Here is a 13,616-nt window from a genome sequence, read left to right on the forward strand (position 1 = left end):
AGGATGGGGCATGCTGCTCGCCGAGGTCGCCGCCACGTCCGACGCCGTCGCCGCCACGCGCTCGCGCCTCGCCAAGCGCGCGGCCATCGCCGACCTGCTGCGGCGCGTCGCGGACGACGCCGCGGGCGGGAGCGCGGAGGTGGAGATCGCCGTCGCGTACCTCGCGGGCGAGCTGCGCCAGCGCCGCACCGGGCTCGGGTGGCGGTCGCTGCGCGACCTCCCCGCGCCCGCGGAGGAGCCCGGCCTCACGCTGACCGACGTCGACGCCGCGTTCGCCCGCATGGCGGACCTCTCCGGCCCCGGGTCGTCGACCGCGCGCCAGGCCGAGGCGGCCACCCTGTTCGGCGCCGCGACGGCGCGCGAGCAGTCGCTCCTCGCCGGGCTCGTCTCGGGCGAGCTGCGCCAGGGCGCGCTCGACTCCGTGGTGGTCGACGCCGTCGCCGAGGCGGCGGGCGTCCCTGCCGACACGGTGCGGCGCGCGGTCATGCTCGCGGGCGCGACCGGGCCGGTCGCCCGCGCGGCGCTCACCGCGGGCGGCCCGGAGGCCGCGACGGAGGCGCTCGCGACGTTCCGGCTCACCGTCGGCCGCCCGGTGCGGCCGATGCTCGCGCAGTCCGCACCCGACGTGGGCGCCGCGCTCGACAAGCTCGGCGCCGCGCCGGGCGACCCGTCGGGCACCGCCGTCGCCGTGGACGTGAAGCTCGACGGCATCCGCATCCAGGTGCACCGCGACGGCGACGACGTGCGCGTCTTCACCCGCTCGCTCGACGACATCACCGAGCGCGTCCCCGAGATCGTCGCGGCCGTGCGGGCGCTTCCCGCCCGGGCGCTCGTCCTCGACGGGGAGGCGCTCGTCGTCGGGCCCGACGGCGTCCCCCGCCCGTTCCAGGAGACCGCCGCCCGCTCCGCGACCCAGGGCGAGCGCAGCGCCGCCGAGGAGGCCGAGCTCGCGGCCTCGCTCGAGCTCTCCCCGTTCTTCTTCGACGTGCTCCACGCCGACGGCCGCGACCTGCTGGACGAGCCGCTGCGCGACCGGCTCGCCGTGCTCGACGACCTGCTCGCCGACGCCGCGGGGCCGCTCGTCGTGCGGCGGCTCGTGACCGACGACGCCGCGGCCGCGACCGCGTTCTTCGACGCCGCCGTCGCGGAGGGCCAGGAGGGCGTCGTCGTGAAGTCGCTCGCCGCGCCCTACGCGGCCGGACGGCGCGGTGCCGGCTGGGTGAAGGTCAAGCCGCGGCACACGCTGGACCTCGTCGTGCTCGCCGTCGAGCAGGGCTCGGGCCGGCGCAGCGGGTGGCTGTCGAACATCTGGCTCGGCGCGCGCGACCCCGAGGGCGGGTTCGTCATGCTCGGCAAGACGTTCAAGGGCATGACCGACGAGATGCTCGCGTGGCAGACGCAGCGCTTCCGCGAGCTCCAGGCCTCCGACGAGGGGTACGTCGTGCACGTGCGCCCCGAGCAGGTCGTCGAGATCGCGTTCGACGGCCTCCAGCGCTCGACCCGCTACCCCGGCGGGCTTGCGCTGCGCTTCGCGCGCGTCGTCCGGTACCGCGACGACAAGACGGCCGCCGAGGCCGACACGATCGACACGGTCCGCGCGCTCGCACGCCCGCTCGGGGGCGGCGCGGCGGAGGCGCCCGACGCGGAGGGCTGAGCGGGCGGCGCGTCGAGCGCGGCAGGAAGTCGTCGGCGGTGGGTGCATCCGCGGGCGGCGGTCCGGGTGAAGGAGAGGTGGACGCCGCCCGGCGTCCGACGGCGCACCGCCGTCCCGTGCACGACGAAGGGACTCGACGATGAACCTCCGACGCACGCTCACCGCGGCGGGAGCCGCGCTCCTCGCCCTGGCCGCCGCGGCCGCACCGGCCGTCGCGGCACCGGCACCCACGACGGCGCCGCCGTCGGGCACCGCGAGCCTCGCCTCCGTGCTCGCGGCCGACGGCGACACGTTCGACCGCAACTGGTACGACTTCGACATCGTCGACCAGGCCGTGGCCGCGGTCCTCGCCGCCAAGCCGGACAGCCCCGTGGCGGTCCTGGCCGACGGCACGGTGCCGCTCACCGCGTTCCTGCCGAACGACCGGGCGTTCCAGCTCCTCGCGTTCGACCTCACGCACCGCTGGCAGCCCACGGAGGAGCGCGTGCTCACGTCGCTCGCCGGGGCGGTGGGCATCGACGCGATCGAGCAGGTGCTGCTCTACCACGTCGTCCCCGGCGCGACGATCGACTCCGGCACCGCGCTGCGGTCCGACGACGCCGTCCTCACCACGGCGCAGGGCGCGACGTTCCGGATCGACGTGCTGAGCAAGCGCCTCGCCCTGGTCCGCCTCGTCGACCAGGACCGCAACGACGTCGACCCGTTCCTCGTGAAGAGCAAGCTCGACCTCAACACGGGCAACGTCCAGATCGCGCACGGCATCAGCGCGGTGCTGCGGCCCCAGAACCTCTGACCGGTCCCCCGTGCCCGGCCCCGCACCCGCGGGGCCGGGCACTTTTTTTGATGCGTGTGCATCCAGATCCGCACCTGCGGGGGAAGAGGGGGTGTCAGCAGATCGAGCGCCCGGGACGGACCGGGCTCGACCACCGGAGGACACCATGCACCGCACCGCACGACGCACCGCCGCGCTCGCGGGCGCAGCGACCCTCGTCGCGCTGGGGGCCGTCGCGCTCCCCGCCCAGGCCGCCACCGACGACGGCGCCTCGCTCTCCGTCCTGCACGGCGTGCCGGACACGCCCGTGGACGTCTGGGTGAACGACGAGCTCACCCTCGACGACTTCCAGCCCGGCGACCTCGCGGGTCCGCTCGATCTCCCCGCCGGGACGTACACGGTGGCGATCACGGCGCCCGACGCGACCGACACGAGCTCCCCGGTCATCGGCCCGGTCGACCTCCAGCTCGCGGGCGGCACGAGCTACACCGCCGTCGCGCACCTCGACGCGGGCGGCCAGCCGACCGCGACGCTCTTCACGAACGACACGAAGCCCACGGCCGCCGGCCAGGGCCGGCTCACCGTGCGCCACGTCGCCGCGGCGCCCGCGGTCGACGTCCTCGCCGGCGGGACCGCCGTCGTCACGGGGCTGGAGAACCCGGAGGAGGCCGTGCTCGACCTGCCGGCCGGCACGATCTCGGCGACCGTCGCCGCCGCGGGCACCACGGAGCCCGTGCTCGGCCCGGCCGACCTCACGGTCGCCGAGGGCGTCAACACCATCGCCTACGCGTGGGGCAGCCTCGAGGACGGCAACCTCGCCCTCGCGACCCAGACGGTCGAGGGTCTGCACTCGTCGCCGTCGGGCGTCCCGGCCGGGCTCTCGGGCCTCGCGGCCGACGCGCCGAGCAGCACCGCGACGGGCGTCGCCATCGCGTTCGGTGCGTCGCTGTTCGGCCTGCTGCTCGTCGCGGCCACCTTCATGCTGGCGCGCGCGTGGCGCCAGCAGCACGCGGCCCACGCCGTCCGGAGCGACCGGACGGCATGACGCAGCGCACGATCGCCGGTCCCGCGCGCCCCGCCCGGGGCGCGCGGGCCGGCCTCCGGACCCTCCTGGGGGCGGTGCTCGTCACCGCAGCGGTCGTCGGCGGATGCTCCCTGCCGTCCGCCGACGGGTCTGCCGACGGACTCGGACCGCCGGCCGACCCCCTCCCCACCCCGGCCCCCCACCAGGGCGGGGAGGCGACCGCGGGGACGCCCGGGCCGGCCCGGGACGCACCGGTGCCGGTGCGCCCGGCCCGGGACGTCCCGGCTCCCCCGCCGCCGGCACCCGCACGGGTCGTCGTCGGCGACCTCGGGATCGACCTGCCCGTCGAGGCGGCGGGCGTCGACCCCGAGGGGCGCATGGCGCTGCCGGGCTCCGGCGACGTCGCCGCGTGGTACCGGTTCGGACCGGCCCCGGCGAGCCCCACCGGGACGACCCTGGTCGCGGCCCACGTGGACGACCCGGACGGCGTCGGGCCGTTCGCGCGGCTCCGCGAGATCACGACGGGCGCGAGCGTCGACGTCGTCGACGCGACGGGCACCTCGTACACCTACACAGTGACCGACATCAGGAGCATCGCGAAGCCCGACGTCCCGCTCGACGCGCTGTTCGACCGCGACGGCGAGCGCCGCCTCGTGCTCGTGACGTGCGGCGGACGCTGGGACGCCGAGCGGCGCTCGTACTCGGACAACGTCGTCGTGACCGCGGTCCCGTCGCGGTGACGGCCCGCACGGGCGCTACGATCGCTGCTACCCGCTCGCCGCTGCCGCCCGGGTGGTCGGCGCCGACCCTCGAGGACCCGCCCTGAACGTGACCGAGACCGGGACCACCGACCCGGACCTGTGGCGCCTCGGTCGCGACTTCGCCGACGGCGACGAGCAGGCGCTCGCCGAGGCCTACCGGCGCTGGTCCGCGCTCGTGCACACGATCGCGCTGCGCTCGCTCGGCACACGCGCCGACGCCGAGGACGTCACCCAGCAGGTCTTCGTCGCGGCCTGGCGGGGCCGGTCCCGGTTCGACCCCGACAGGGCCCGGCTCCCGGCCTGGCTCGTCGGGATCACGCGGCACACGGTGGCCGACGCGCACGAGGCCCGGTCGCGGGTCCGCCGGTCGGAGGAGGCCGCGGCCACGACCGCCCCGGACCCGGGCCGCGCGGCGAGCGAGGACACCGACGTCGGGCGCGTCGCCGACCGCGTGCTCCTCACCGAGGAGCTGCGACGGCTCGGCGACCCGGGGCGGACGATCCTGGAGCTCGCGTTCTTCCGCGACCTGACGCACGTGCAGATCGCCGAGGAGCTCGGCCTGCCGCTGGGTACGGTCAAGAGCCACGTACGACGAAGCCTGATCCGGCTGCGCGACCGATTGGAGGTGGACGGTGCAGCACATCGATGACGAGACCCTCGCGCTCCTCGCGCTCGGCGAGGACGTGCTCGACGACGACGCGCGCGCGCACCTGTCCTCCTGCCCGGAGTGCGCCGACGCCGTCGCCCGGCTCGCGCGCGTCGTCGACGCGTTCGACGGCGCGGACCCGGCGGACGAGCTCGTCGCCCCTGACGCCGCGGTGTGGTCGCGGGTCCAGGCCGAGCTCGGCCTGACGAGCGCCGCCGCCGCTCCGCCCGTCGTCGCCCCCGCGGCGGTCACCGACGCTCCGGCCGCGCCGACGCTCCCGCGGGACGCGGCCGGGACGGGCGCGGAGGCACCGGACAGCACGGCCGGCGCGACCGGCACGGCCGTCGTCGTACCGCTCGCGTCGCGACGTCGGCGGGTCTGGGTCCCGGTCGCGGCGGCGGCTGCGGCCGCGCTCGTCGTCGGCGGCGTGGGCGGCATCCTCTGGGAGCGCCGCGACGTCGAGCCGCCCGAGACGACGGTCGCGAGCGCGACGCTCGACCCGCTGCCCGACTGGCAGGGCGCGAGCGGCGACGCGCGCGTCGAGGAGCGGCCCGACGGGCGGCGCCAGGTCGTCGTGACGGTCGACGCGCCGGCGCCCGACGGCACGTACCGCGAGGTGTGGCTGCTCGCGGAGGACCTGAGCGGCCTCGTGAGCCTCGGCGTGCTCGACGGCACGGAGGGCCGCTTCGACGTGCCTGACGGCCTGGACCTCGCCGAGTTCCCCGTGGTCGACGTCTCCGAGGAGCACTTCGACGGCGACCCGTCCCACTCGGGCGACTCGGTCGTGCGGGGACCGCTCGACGTCTAGGCGCACGGTCGTCGCGCCGGGACCGGCGCTCACGCCCGCGCGTACTCCGCGAGCGTGACGCCGGAGCGGAACGTCTGCGTGCCCGTCGATCGCCAGGAGACGGGCGCGTAGTCCCGCTCGCCGAACAGCGGGACCCCGGCGCCGAGCATCACCGGGTTGACCTTGAGCGCGAGCCGGTCGATCTCGTCGACGAGCACGGCGGCGAGCGCTCCCCCGCCGCACAGCCAGATCCCCCGGCCGTCCTCCCGCTTGAGCGCGCGGACCGTCTCGACCGGGTCGGCGCCGGTGAACAGCACCCCCTCGCTCCCTTCGGGCGCCTCGTGCGTGCGGGTGAAGACGATCTGTCGCAGGTGCCGGTAGGGGTTCGGCAGGTGGTGGTCGGGAAGACCGACGGCGTAGGTGTTCCAGCCCATGAGGACGGTGTCGAAGGGGCCGTCGGCGACCGGCAGCCCGGCGGCCCCGGCCAGGTCCGTCGGCGCCGTGCCGCGGTACCGGGACCAGATGGGCGCCATGTGGTCGCCCTCGGCGAGGAAGGCGTCGAACTCGCCCCCCGGCCCGGCGATGTACCCGTCGAGGCTCACGGCGACGTAGTAGGTCAGCTCACGCATCATGTCTCCTGACAACTACAGATGAAGTGGTTGTCCGTGAGACTACAACAGGTGCAGTGGTTGCGATAGCCTCGGCGCATGGCGAAGAACACCGCACGGCGCAGCGCCCTGGCGGACGCCGGGATCGCCGTGCTCGCCCGCGAGGGGTCGCGCGGCCTGACGCACCGCGCGATCGACGACGAGGCTGGGGTCCCGACGGGCACGACGTCGAACTACTTCCGGAGCCGAGACGCTCTCGTCGCGGGGCTCTTCGAGCGCATCGGGGAGCGGCTCGCGCCGGCACCCGAGGACCTCGCCCGACGCGCGGCCCAGACGCCCGACCGCGCGCTGTTCGCGGACTACCTCCGCGACATCGTGCGCCGGTTGTCGACCGACGCCGACGTCACCCGAGCCCTGTTCGAGCTGCGGCTCGAGTCCGGCCGTCGGGGCGAGCTCGCGGCCGTGCTCGGCCCGTGGCTGCGCGCGGGATTCGAGGCCGACGTCGCGTTCAACCGGTCGGCCGGCCTGCCCGGCGGACGCCGGGAGATCGCCCTGTTCCACTACGCGATCGACGGGCTGCTCCTCGACCGTCTCACCACGCCGATCGACCCCGACATCCCGACCGACGAGGTCGTCGACGCGCTCGTGGCGGGGTTGCTCCCGGAGCGCTGAGCGGCCTCACGCCCTCGCCGGACGGCCGCTCCTACGACGCGCGGCGCTCGTCGAGCCGGTCGAGCCAGCCGCGCACGGGCCCGAGCGAGACCAGGCCCGACCCGGCCCCGGCGAGCTCGTCGGGGGTGCGGGCGAGCGCGCGTCGGGCCTGCCCGGCGAGGGCGCGGTCGCCGAGCCGCAGGGCGGTCTCCGCGCGCAGCGCCCACAGCAGCTCGCGCAGGTGGTCGGCGGGCGGCTCGGGCGCCGCGCGCGCGAGCCGCGCGGCGGTGTCGGGGTCGCCCGCGTCGAGCGCGAGCAGCGGCTCGGCCCACGGGGCGTACGGGCCGAGGTCGGCGGCCTCGATCCCGGCGAGCGGGCGCCCGTGCCGCACGCGGACGGTGAGGAGCGCGAGCGGGAGCAGCCCGTCGCGCACGCCGGGCATGCGCACCCCGGCGAGCCGGTCGTCGGCGGCGCGGTACGCGCGCGCCGCGGCGTCGGGAGGGGCGGTCTCGGCGTCGCGCATCGCCCGGTACCAGGCGGTGAGCATCGGGACCACGGGCGACTCGTAGCCCGCCGCGACGTCCTCGGCCGCGGCGGCGTGGGCGTCGGCGTCGGGGAACCGGCCCGCGCCCGCGGCGGCCTGCATCCGGACGAGGTGGCCGAGGATCGCGAAGGTCGGGAGGTCGTGGTCCTCCGCCAGGGCGACGAGCTCGGCGCCGGTCCGGTCCCGCTCGGGACCCGCGCCCGGCCGCTGGAAGGACTGGAGGAACCGCGCGTTGAGCGCGAGCGCGAGCGTCGCCGGGTCGCCGAGGTCGCGCGCGATCCCGACGGCGTCCTCCGCCGCGGCCCACGCCCACGCGTCGCGCGTCCCGCGGTGCTCGATGCCGACCACCGCGAGCAGACGCGCGCGCAGCACCGGCGCCGCGCCCGGACCGAGGCGCCCCAGGGTCCGCCGCGCGACGCCGACGAGCGCGTCGGCCGCCGCCGGGTCGTCGCTCCGGGTCCAGACGGCCGGGACGTCGTACGCGGTGACGGTCCGGGCGGCGAGCACCGGGTCGCCGGTCGCCTCGGCCGCGAGCGCCGCGGCGACGCGCTGCTCCTGCGCGGTCGCGAGGTGGTCGCCCCCGGCGACGGCGAGCGTGCGCGCGACGTCGACCGTGGACCGCAGGTGCGTGCGCGAGCCGGTGGGGGCCGTCACGGCGAGGCGCGGCGCCGGCGTCGGGCCGTCGAGCGACGCCGCGTGGCCCAGCACGTCGCGCTCGAGCCGGACGAGCTCGGGGCCCGGGTCGAGGCCGAGCTCGTCGGCGAGGCGGCGGCGGGCGCGCCGCAGGACGTCGAGCGCGTCCGTCTGCCGCCCGTCGCGGTACAGCGCGAGCGCGAGCAGCGCCCACGCGTGCTCGCGCCACGGGTGCGCGGCGGCGTGCGCGTCGAGCACGACGACCGCCTCCGCGGCCCGGCCCTCGCCGAGCAGCGCGCCCGCGAGCAGCTCGACGGCGCGCGCGTGCACCTCGACGAGATGCCGGCGCTCGGCCCGGACCCACTCCCGCTCCGGCAGGTCGGCGTACGGCTCGCCGCGCCAGGCGGCGACGGCGTCCGCCAGCGCGCGCGTCGTGCCCGACGCCGCGTCCCCGGCCCCGGGAGACGCGCTCGCCCGGGCGACGGCCGCCTCCAGGCGCGCCGCGTCGAGCGCGTCGTCCGGGAGCCGCAGCGCGTAGCCGCCGTGCGCGGTGACGAGGACGCGCGGGGGCGTGCGCGGCGCGCGCCCGGGCTCCAGGCGCCGCCGCAGGTCGCCGACGAACGTCGCGAGCGCGCCGCGCCGGTCGCCCGTCCCCGCGCCGGGCTCGTCCCACAGGTCGTCGGCGAGGCGGTCGAACGGCACCGGGCGCCCGCGCGCGGCGGCGAGGCGCGCGAGGAGCTCGCGCTGGCGCGGTCCGCCGGGGTCGACGTCCGCGCCGTCGCGCAGCACGCGGACCGGCCCGAGCACCTCGACGCGCAGCTCCACCACCCCGCCATTCTCGCCGCACCGGGGCACTGATCGGGCGGCACTGATCGGACGCTGATCCGCCGCCCGGAGGATGGCGACGAGCCGACCGGGCACGACCCCGGCACGGCCGAGAACCGCCCCGAGAGAGGACACCCCATGCACATCCCCGGCTTCGAGACCCGCACCGTCGAGGTCGCGCCCGGCGTCGCGCTGCGCGCCGAGACCGCGGGCGAGGGCACGCCCGTCGTGCTCCTGCACGGCTTCCCGCAGACGCGCCACATGTGGCGGCACGTCGCGACCGACCTCGCGCGCGACCACCGTGTCGTCGTGCCCGACCTGCGCGGCTACGGCGAGAGCGCGAAGCCCGCCGCCACGACGCCCGACGTCTACGCCAAGCGCACCATGGGCGCCGACGTCGTCGCGCTCGCCGACGCCCTCGACGTCGACCGGTTCGTCCTCGTCGGCCACGACCGCGGCGCGCTCGTCGCGTTCCGCGCGGCGCTCGACCACCCCGACCGCGTGAGCCACCTCGGCATCCTCGACGTGGTGCCCACGCTCGACACGTGGGCCGTGCTGCACGGCGTGGACGCCGCCGTCGCGTTCCACCTGTACCTCATGGCGCAGCCCCCGGGCCTGCCGGAGACGATGATCCGCAACAGCGCCGACGCGTTCTTCGGGTCCTTCCTCGACGCGTGGACGCAGGACCCGGCCGCGATCCCCGCCGACGTGCGCGCGCACTACCTCGCGTCGAGCCGCGAGGCGGTCGACTCGATCGTGGCCGACTACCGCGCGACCGCGACGGTCGACGTCGAGCACGACCAGGCGTCGCTCGACGCGGGCGACCGGCTCGCGATGCCCGTCGCCGTGGTGCAGCAGGACTGGGGCGCGCAGCTCGGGTACGACGCCGCGGGCGTCTGGCGGCGCTGGGCGCCCGACCTCGAGCACCTCACGACGACGGCGGGCCACTTCATGGCCGAGGAGGCGCCGGGCGACGTCGCCGCGGTCGTCCGGTCGCTCGCGCGGCGCTGACCGCCCGGCCCGGCGCCTACCGCAGGAGGGACACGACGCGCCGGGCCCGGTCCGGGCTCGGCACGGTGCCCTCCTCGACGACCCGCCGGGCGAGCTCCCGCAGACGCACGTTGCGGTCGTTCGAGACGCGCTTGAGGAGCCCGAACGCCTGCTCCGTCCCCACCCCGAGCGCGGCGGCGACGACGCCCTTGGCCTGCTCGATCGGCCCGCGGCTCCGGGCCGCGGCCGCGATGTCGCGCTGGGCCTGCTGCTCCGCCCGGTCCCGGACGGCGACCGTGACGTCGACGAAGCTGCCCATGAGCTCGACGAGCCGGCCGGTGTCGCGGTCGCGGCGGCCGTGCCCGACGAGCACGAGGACCCTCTCCCCGCCGCGCGCGTCCATGATGCGGTGCATGCTCGAGAACGGCTCCCCGTCGACGCGGGCCCGCTCCAGCAGGTCGCGGACGCGGTCGCGGTCGTCGGGGTGCTTGTGGGCGAGCACGAGCGACGTCGTCGGCACGACCTCCCCGGGCTCGAAGCCGTGCAGGCGGTACGTCTCCGGCGACCACCACCAGGCGTCGGTCGCGAGGTCGACCCGGAACTGCCCGGGCGTCGCGCCGTCGCCGAGCGATACAGGGTGCAGCGGTGCGGGGTTCTCCACGGACATGGGTCGTCTCCGTCGTCGTTCAGCGGGGTGGTGAGCCAGGTCCAGACTCGACTCCGGGGACTTTAGCCCGGCGTCGGTTTCCTGCAACCGGTCCGGGGACTGCCCGTGACGGAGCGCGTCGGAGCGTCGGCCCGCCGCCGACGAGCGAGTGCGGGGTGCGCTGTCAGACTGACCGTGCGCGAGGTAGGGAGGCACATCGTGGGCGCCGCGCCGGATCTGTTGGAGCTGCTCTCTCGCGCGCTCTCCCGGGCCGACCGCAGCCTCCCCCTGGCCACGCGGTTGTGCCAGGCGTCCGCGACCGTCCTCGGAGCCCGGAGCGCGGCGCTGACCGTCGCACCGACGGCGGACGACCGGCTCACCGTGTCCACGGCGGACGGCCTCGCGGCCCGGATCGAGGGGCTGGGCGAGGTGATCGGCGAGGGCCCGGTCCAGCGCGCCCTCTCGGAGGACCACATCGTCGTCAGCGGGGCCGACGACGGCCGCGACGAGCACGACTTCCCCGTCTTCTCCCACGCGGTCGAGGCGATCACGGGCCCTGGCGCGTACCACGCCGTGCCGATGCACGCGGGAGGGCGGGTCGTCGGCGTGCTGAGCCTCGTCACCTCCTCCCGGACGCTGGCGCGGGGGCCGGAGGACGTGCAGCTCCTCGCCGACACCATCGGGCTCTCCCTGCTGGGCGACCTGGACTCGTTGGACTGGGCGCCCCGCGCGGAGGTCCACCAGGCGACCGGCATGGTCACCGCCCAGCTCCGCATCCCTCCCGGCGACGCGCTCGCGGTGCTCCGGGCGCACGCCTACGCCCGGTCCACGACGCTCGACGACGTCGCCGAGGAGGTCGTCACGAGGCGGCTCAGCTTCGCCTACGACGAGGAGCACGCCGTCCAGACGCTCCGGACCGACGACGGCTGACCTCAGGCTCTCGACGGCCGCACAGGCCCCGCGCCACCGGTCGCCGTAGGCTCGACGACGTCCCGACCGCCACCCGCCCACCCCGAGGAGCCCCCGTGCGCGCGACCGTCATCCACGCCCCGTACGACGTCCGCGTGGAGCAGCGCGACGACCCGCGCCTGCTCGCGCCGACCGACGCGATCGTGCGCGTCGAGGCCGCGTGCGTGTGCGGGTCGGACCTGTGGACGTACCGCGGCGTCAACCGGGTCGAGCACCCCGTCGCGATGGGGCACGAGTACGTGGGCACGGTCGAGGAGGTCGGCGCGGACGTGCGGACCGTGCGCCCGGGACAGCTCGTCGTCGGGTCGTTCTTCGCGTCCGACAACACGTGCCCGATCTGCCGGGCCGGGTACCAGACGTCGTGCGTGCACCGGGAGCCCGTGCGCGGCGCCCAGGCCGAGCTGCTGCGCGTCCCGCTCGCGGACGGGACGCTCGTCGCGACGCCGGAACGCCCCGACGACGACCTCCTGCCCGGCCTGCTCACGGCGTCGGACGTGCTGGGGACCGGGTGGTTCGGCGCCCGTGCGGCCGAGGCAGGCCCGGGCAAGACGGTCGTCGTGGTGGGCGACGGCGCCGTCGGGCTGCTCGCGGTCCTCGCCGCCGCGCAGCTCGGCGCCGAGCAGGTGATCGCGATGAGCCGGCACGCGCCGCGCCAGGAGCTCGCGCGCGCGTTCGGCGCGACGGAGGTCGTCGCGGAGCGGGGCGACGAGGGCGTGGAGCGGGTCCGCGAGCTGACCGACGGGCTCGGCGCGCACAGCGTCGTCGAGGCGGTGGGCACGCAGGACTCCATGAACCAGGCGCTCGGTGCCGTCCGTGCGGGCGGGCACGTCGGGGTCGTCGGGCTGCCGCACGGCGTCGACCTCCCGGCGGTCGACATGTTCTACCGGCACGTGCACTGGTCCGGCGGGCCCGCGCCCGTGCGCCGGTACCTGCCCGAGCTGCTCGACCTCGTGCTGGAACGGCGCATCGACCCCGCGCGCGTGTTCGACCTCGAGCTCTCGCTCGACGACGCGGCCGAGGGCTACGCCGCGATGGACGAGCGGCGCGCGATCAAGGCGCTGCTGCGCCCCTGACGGTGGGCGACCGCGGCTGCTAGGGTGCCCGCGTACCGCATCGCGTGGCGGCCTTCCCAGCTCATCACTTCGCCTGGAGGCAGCCGCATGTCTGCACGTCCCCGTGTCCGGACCTTCCGTCGCGACGACCGCGACCAGCTCACGGACCTCGTCAACTCCCACCTCTCCGCCGTCGTGCCGGGAGCGCGGCTCTCGGTCAACAGCGTGCTCGGGAGCCTGGAGCGCCAGCCCGACGAGCACGTCGTCGACCCGTGGGTCGTCGAGCGCGCGACGTTCGTCGTCGAGTCCCGGCACCGGGTGGTGGGCGCCGCGCACCTGCACCGGTTCACGGCCGGGCCGGAGGCGAGCGACGACTACCGCGACGCCGGCCTCGTGCAGTGGCTCCTCGTCACGCCGCCCGACGACGAGGACCCTGAGCAGTCCACCGAGGCCCGCGCGGCCGCGGACGCGCTGACGGCCGCGTGCCACGCGCAGCTCGCGGCGTGGCAGGTGCGCGTCGCGTACGCGGACGGGCAGCTCCCGTTCGCGGGCGTCTACGGGGTCCCGGAGCAGTGGCCGCACGTCCGCGAGGCCCTGGTGCGCGCGGGCTTCCGTCCCGGAGAGCACGCCGAGACGGTGCTGCTCGCCCCGACCTCGGCGCTCCCCCACGCCGTCGCCGTGCCGGACGACGTCGCCCTGCGGCGCACGCTCGGCCCCGGCGGGGGCGTGCGGTTCACCGCGCACCGCGGCACGGAGACGGCCGCGTACGTCGAGATCGACACGACCCTCGGCCGCGCCGAGCGGCAGGCCGCGACGGGAGGCACCGCCGAGCTGGTGGACCTCGCGCCCGGCCCGGGGGCCGACGACGCCCTGCTGGCCGGGGTGCTGGCCGAGGCCCGGGCGTGGCTCGAGCTCGCCGGGGTGCACCGCCTCCTGGTCGGCACCGACCCGACGGACCACGAGGAGATCGCGCAGCTGCGCGCCTGGGGGTTCCGCGAGCTGACGTCCGTGAGCCGCGGCTGGCGGCTGGCGAGGCCGAATGTGGTACGTTAGT

Annotated in this window: 14 protein-coding genes; 11 read left to right on the forward strand and 3 right to left on the reverse strand. The window is 76.7% G+C overall.

The features are described from left to right. Positions 1 to 10: 10 nt before the first annotated feature. The 6 genes from BJP59_RS16900 (at position 11) to BJP59_RS16925 (ending at position 5,665) form a co-directional block, all read left to right on the forward strand. A complete protein-coding gene (locus tag BJP59_RS16900) occupies positions 11 to 1,654 on the forward strand; it encodes an ATP-dependent DNA ligase (protein WP_194521527.1) in 1,644 nt (547 codons plus the stop codon). A 139-nt stretch (positions 1,655 to 1,793) separates the two neighbouring features. Next, positions 1,794 to 2,447, forward strand: coding sequence for a fasciclin domain-containing protein (locus BJP59_RS16905; protein WP_194521528.1), 654 nt, complete (start codon positions 1,794 to 1,796; stop codon positions 2,445 to 2,447). Positions 2,448 to 2,592: 145 nt separating this feature from the next. Beyond that, positions 2,593 to 3,471: a DUF4397 domain-containing protein gene (locus BJP59_RS16910; protein WP_194521529.1), complete on the forward strand. Its 879-nt coding sequence runs from the start codon at positions 2,593 to 2,595 to the stop codon at positions 3,469 to 3,471. After that, positions 3,468 to 4,190, forward strand: a complete 723-nt coding sequence (locus BJP59_RS16915; protein WP_194521530.1) for a class F sortase — start codon at positions 3,468 to 3,470, stop codon at positions 4,188 to 4,190. Before BJP59_RS16910 ends, BJP59_RS16915 begins: the two co-directional genes overlap by 4 nt. Before the next feature lie 88 nt (positions 4,191 to 4,278). Continuing rightward, positions 4,279 to 4,860 (forward strand): RNA polymerase sigma factor, encoded by a 582-nt coding sequence (locus tag BJP59_RS16920; RefSeq protein WP_074803869.1) that lies wholly within the window; start codon positions 4,279 to 4,281, stop codon positions 4,858 to 4,860. After that, complete coding sequence (locus BJP59_RS16925) at positions 4,844 to 5,665, forward strand: anti-sigma factor (RefSeq protein WP_194521531.1); 822 nt, start codon at positions 4,844 to 4,846, stop codon at positions 5,663 to 5,665. Before BJP59_RS16920 ends, BJP59_RS16925 begins: the two co-directional genes overlap by 17 nt. 29 nt (positions 5,666 to 5,694) lie before the next feature. On the opposite strand, the gene BJP59_RS16930 is transcribed toward BJP59_RS16925, so the two are convergent. Further along, positions 5,695 to 6,273, reverse strand: coding sequence for a dihydrofolate reductase family protein (locus BJP59_RS16930; protein ID WP_194521532.1), 579 nt, complete (start codon positions 6,271 to 6,273; stop codon positions 5,695 to 5,697). A 78-nt stretch (positions 6,274 to 6,351) separates the two neighbouring features. On the opposite strand from BJP59_RS16930, the gene BJP59_RS16935 reads away from it, so the two are divergent. Beyond that, positions 6,352 to 6,924 carry a TetR/AcrR family transcriptional regulator gene (locus tag BJP59_RS16935; protein ID WP_086150075.1) on the forward strand — a complete coding sequence of 191 codons (573 nt, stop codon included), beginning with the start codon at positions 6,352 to 6,354 and terminating at the stop codon, positions 6,922 to 6,924. 31 nt (positions 6,925 to 6,955) lie between these two features. On the opposite strand, the gene BJP59_RS16940 is transcribed toward BJP59_RS16935, so the two are convergent. After that, on the reverse strand, positions 6,956 to 8,908 hold the full coding sequence (locus tag BJP59_RS16940; protein WP_228485144.1) for a BTAD domain-containing putative transcriptional regulator: 1,953 nt from the start codon (positions 8,906 to 8,908) through the stop codon (positions 6,956 to 6,958). A 135-nt stretch (positions 8,909 to 9,043) separates the two neighbouring features. Between BJP59_RS16940 and BJP59_RS16945 the strand changes: the two genes are divergently transcribed. Continuing rightward, complete coding sequence (locus BJP59_RS16945) at positions 9,044 to 9,916, forward strand: alpha/beta fold hydrolase (RefSeq protein WP_194521533.1); 873 nt, start codon at positions 9,044 to 9,046, stop codon at positions 9,914 to 9,916. Positions 9,917 to 9,932: 16 nt separating this feature from the next. On the opposite strand, the gene BJP59_RS16950 is transcribed toward BJP59_RS16945, so the two are convergent. Beyond that, positions 9,933 to 10,562 carry a PAS and ANTAR domain-containing protein gene (locus tag BJP59_RS16950; protein WP_175009479.1) on the reverse strand — a complete coding sequence of 210 codons (630 nt, stop codon included), beginning with the start codon at positions 10,560 to 10,562 and terminating at the stop codon, positions 9,933 to 9,935. 198 nt (positions 10,563 to 10,760) lie between these two features. On the opposite strand from BJP59_RS16950, the gene BJP59_RS16955 reads away from it, so the two are divergent. The 3 genes from BJP59_RS16955 (at position 10,761) to BJP59_RS16965 (ending at position 13,615) form a co-directional block, all read left to right on the forward strand. Further along, positions 10,761 to 11,471 (forward strand): GAF and ANTAR domain-containing protein, encoded by a 711-nt coding sequence (locus BJP59_RS16955; RefSeq protein WP_076404212.1) that lies wholly within the window; start codon positions 10,761 to 10,763, stop codon positions 11,469 to 11,471. A gap of 95 nt (positions 11,472 to 11,566) precedes the next feature. Continuing rightward, on the forward strand, positions 11,567 to 12,583 hold the full coding sequence (locus BJP59_RS16960; RefSeq protein ID WP_194521534.1) for a zinc-binding dehydrogenase: 1,017 nt from the start codon (positions 11,567 to 11,569) through the stop codon (positions 12,581 to 12,583). A gap of 87 nt (positions 12,584 to 12,670) precedes the next feature. Continuing rightward, positions 12,671 to 13,615, forward strand: coding sequence for an N-acetyltransferase (locus tag BJP59_RS16965; protein ID WP_194521535.1), 945 nt, complete (start codon positions 12,671 to 12,673; stop codon positions 13,613 to 13,615). Position 13,616: the final 1 nt, after the last annotated feature.

The organism is Cellulosimicrobium sp. JZ28 (genome assembly GCF_015327065.1).
Classification (GTDB): domain Bacteria; phylum Actinomycetota; class Actinomycetes; order Actinomycetales; family Cellulomonadaceae; genus Cellulosimicrobium; species Cellulosimicrobium funkei.